We start from the raw sequence: 3,890 nt of genomic DNA on the forward strand, positions 1-3,890 counted from the left end.
GGCGAGCGGACTGGCCATGGTCACCACGCCGGTTGCCGAGGCCGGGCCGGCCCGCGGTCTCGCCGTTGCCGGCGTCATCGGTGATGTGGCGGCGACCCGGCTCATGGAGCGTCGTATGGATTCGGTTGCGGCCGAACCGCTTCACCACGGGCGTGCGGGCACGCTCAAGCGCTGGGCGGAACGGCTCGCCGTCGTCGGCGGTATCGGCGCACTGTTCTCGGGCCGGTCCCGCACGGTGTCTGCGGTCTCGGGGGTGACGTTGCTAGCGGCGTCGGCCTGTACCCGCTTCGGGGTCTTCCACGCGGGCATTGAATCGGCAAAAGATCCGCGCTACACCATCATTCCGCAGAAACGCCGCCTGGCGGCCCGCCGAGCGGCCGGTATCACCGACGATTCGATCACCACGGGTTATTGACACCGTGGGTCAGGCTCGGCATCGGCGACCCGGTGTGGGGATGGAGCCGACTCGGGTACTGCGGTGAGAAGATGAACCGATTGCCGCCCTGACGTTTCGCCTCGTACATGGCCAGATCCGCCTCGCGGAGGAGGTCGTGGAGATTCCACGACGCGGCGGGCGCACCGGCCACCCCCACACTGATGGTCACCGGTGGCGTCGCATGTGCATGGACGTCGCGGCAGAGGTCGGCGGCGATCCGGCATCCGTCGTCGATGTCGCCATCGAGGACGACGACGAACTCCTCGCCTCCGATTCGCGCGGCGATCGTGGCACGGCCCGCGACCTCCGCGCGTGCGGCGACGTCGGCGATCCGGTTCGCGATCTGCACCAGCACCAGATCCCCGAGTTGATGACCTCGGGTGTCGTTGATCCGCTTGAACTCGTCGACGTCGATCATGATCATCGCGACCCGACCAGTGGTGCTCTGCAGGCGTGGTGCGAACCGTGCCAGCCCGCGCCGATTGACCAAGCGAGTCAACGGATCATGTTGGGCGACCATCGCGTCGCTGCCCAGGCGCCAGAACATGAACTGCGCCATCGGGAGCACGAACAGGACGAGAGCAACCGGGGCAACGCCCTTCGACACCGCCAACGCCAGGTGCCCGGCGCCGGGCTCATCCGCCATCCGGATGACGATCGCACACATGACGATCGCAGCGAAGACGGCATGCAGCGCGTGGACCGCCGGCGCGCAGTAGAACGCTGCCAACATACTGACCACGAGAAACACGGAGGTACCGGCGAGTCCGAGCGCGGGATCGGGATGACTCATGCAGGCCAGTGCCACGATCACGTCGGTGGCCGCCACGAGCATCACGGCCTCGGTGCGTCCGCGTGGCGGCAACACCCACCAACGCACGACGTAGGTCGCCCCGAGAACCACCCCGACCGCAAGCAGCGAACGAACCACGTCGTTGTACTCACCGGCGGGACTGAACACACCGCCGGCCGCGGCGATCGTCATGATCAGGGTGCCGAGGGAGAAACTGACCTGTTTGAGGCGCATGTGGCCGATGCGTTCCCAGAACGGCAATCCCCACTCGACTTCACCATCAGCGACAAACCATGATGTGAACGTCGAAGTGGGCGTGTCCAACTCGCCCATCCTGGTACTCGCTTCCGCCGAAAAACCTGCGGACCGAGTGTACGACGCACCGGGCGCGAGCACGTGGGTCCAAAGACCCCTTCTCCGCATCGGAGAGTCTCGGAGCCTCAGCGCACGCGGATCCCTGCGCCCGCTACGGTCTCACCGATCACCGGAAAGCCCGGCACTTCACCGATCAGCAGAAGTCCGCCGGAGGTTTGTGCGTCGGCGAGGAACAGCAGATCGTCGTCGGTGACGCCGCCCGCGGCGTCGAGATGCGGCCGCACCCAATCGAGGTTCCGGCGGGAACCGCCGGACACGAATCCGTCGCGCAGTGCCTCGAGTGCGCCGTCGACAACGGGCACCGCCGCCCGATCGATGACGGCACCCACACCTGAGGCGCGCGCGAGCTTGTGCAGGTGTCCGAGCAGACCGAAGCCGGTCACGTCGGTCCCGGCGCGCACCCCGGCCGCGAGCGCCGCCTGCGAGGCGGTGTCGTTGAGCGCGGTCATCGTCGCGATCGCGGCCTCGAAGACCTCACCGGTCTGCTTGTGACGATTGTTGAGGAGACCGACGCCGATCGGTTTGGTCAGCGTGATCGGCAGTCCCGCCACCGCGGCGTCGTTGCGGATCAGATGGGTTGGGTCCGCGGTCCCGGTCACCGCCATCCCGTACTTGGGCTCGGGATCATCGATGCTGTGTCCGCCGATCACCGGACATCCCGCCCGCCCGGCCACGTCGAGACCACCCCGCAGCACCTCGGTCAGTAACTCCATCGGCAGCGTATCCCGGGGCCAGCCAACGAGATTGATCGCCACGACGGGTCGGCCACCCATGGCGTAGATGTCCGACAACGCATTTGCGGCGGCAATCGCGCCCCACGTGAACGCGTCGTCGACGACCGGAGTGAAGAAGTCGGCGGTCGACAGCACGGCGAGATCGTCACGCACCCGAACCGCGGCGGCGTCATCGCCGTCGTCGAGACCGACCAGGATGTCCGCCCCCACCTGCCCGGTCAGCCCGGCGACCGCGGCCTCCAGCTCTCCCGGCGGGATCTTGCACGCACACCCCCCGCCATGCGCGAACCCCGTCAGCCGCAACGCCCCGATGCCATCCACCGCACTCATGCCCCGATGCTACGGCAATGGACGACGCACCTTCCCTCCCCCGATGGCTCGACCCGTTCCCTGGTGGTTGACCAACCCGCCCTCCCCGATGGTCGAGAATCCTCCCCTCCCGATGGTCGACCAACCCGTCCTCCCCGATGATCGAGAACCCTTCCCCCCGATGGTCGACCAACCCGTCCTCCCCGATACCCGAGAACCCTTCCCCCCCCCCCGATGGTCGAGGTGCGAGCCGCGTGCGGCGAGCCTCGAGACCCGGCGAGACAACAAGCCTCCCAACCACATCGAAAGCGCAGCAAACGAAAGCGAACCCCTTACCACACCCCACCGACAGAAAATCAGCGCCGAAACACGTTGTCCACAAGCAGAATTAACCGAGAATAGCCCTTGCATCGAACGTACTTTCGCGTAGACTGGACCCATCACACCGATCAGCCACTGGGGAGGGGCCCATGATCGACACCACCACGGTTTTTGACGCGGAATCCGTTGACGCCGAAGCACTCTTCACCGCCATCGTCACCCGACTCAGCGACCTGCAATGGAATCCGGACATGACCGGACCCCAAGCCTTCGGCGCCATGAAACAGGTCCTGCTACTGCGGAACCTGGTTGATCACCACGCCACCACCCTCACCAGTGAGATGGATCGGCTGGGCGTGGCCGATCACAAGACCACCCGGCTTCGGGAGTTGTTGATCAGCATGGGTTTCGCACCCTCGGTCGCAGGTCGGTATGTGCGGGTTGCCGCCACCACCGATGTGGATCTGCTGCTGACGCACGCCGCCGACGGGTCCATCTCCTCCGAACACACCGACGCCATCGTCCGTGGGTTGGCGCACATCGACACCCGATGCCCCGAACCCCTCGACACCGTCCAACGCTGTGAATACCTACGGAAACTGCTGTCGCACTACTTCGCCGGCTTCGCTCCCGCCGAGATCAACCTCTACGCGCGGCAGTTGGGGAACGAGTTGGCGGCCGAAACACCGGGCGGGTTACCGGCCGCCGAAGACAAGCAAATCAACTCCTACACCGACCGCATCACCGACGACGGCCGACTGCAGATCTCGGCGAACCTCGACATCATCGCCGGGGAAAAGACACGGACGTTGATGGAAACCTTGTCGGCGCCCAAGCCTCAACCCGACGGGTCGCCGGATCCGCGGACACCCGAACAGATCTGCGCGGCCGCATTCGAAACGATCGTGGAGTTGGCGGCACA

2 protein-coding genes and 2 pseudogenes are annotated in these 3,890 nt (G+C 66.1%); 2 read left to right on the forward strand and 2 right to left on the reverse strand.

The window, feature by feature from the left end:
- Nucleotides 1-415, forward strand: a pseudogene (locus B1964_RS16820) (nitrite reductase); the annotation flags it as partial.
- Here the strand turns inward: B1964_RS16820 and B1964_RS16825 are convergent.
- Together B1964_RS16825 and selD are read right to left on the reverse strand one after the other, a co-directional pair.
- A complete protein-coding gene (locus B1964_RS16825; protein WP_079930583.1) occupies nucleotides 399-1,562 on the reverse strand; it encodes a GGDEF domain-containing protein in 1,164 nt (387 codons plus the stop codon). The pseudogene B1964_RS16820 and the gene B1964_RS16825 sit on opposite strands and share 17 nt — an antisense overlap.
- 107 nt (nucleotides 1,563-1,669) lie before the next feature.
- Nucleotides 1,670-2,668 carry a selenide, water dikinase SelD gene (selD, locus tag B1964_RS16830; protein WP_079930584.1) on the reverse strand — a complete coding sequence of 333 codons (999 nt, stop codon included), beginning with the start codon at nucleotides 2,666-2,668 and terminating at the stop codon, nucleotides 1,670-1,672.
- Nucleotides 2,669-3,117: 449 nt separating this feature from the next.
- Between selD and B1964_RS16835 the strand changes: the two are divergent.
- Nucleotides 3,118-3,890, forward strand: a pseudogene (locus tag B1964_RS16835) (DUF222 domain-containing protein); the annotation flags it as partial.

This window comes from Gordonia sp. i37 (assembly GCF_002043085.1).
Classification (GTDB): domain Bacteria; phylum Actinomycetota; class Actinomycetes; order Mycobacteriales; family Mycobacteriaceae; genus Gordonia; species Gordonia polyisoprenivorans.

Excerpts from the sequence above, each read along its gene's own strand:
- B1964_RS16825 (WP_079930583.1), bottom strand. The coding sequence starts at position 1,562 with ATGGGCGAGTTGGACACGCCCACTTCGACGTTCACATCATGGTTTGTC.
- selD (WP_079930584.1), bottom strand. The coding sequence starts at position 2,668 with ATGAGTGCGGTGGATGGCATCGGGGCGTTGCGGCTGACGGGGTTCGCG.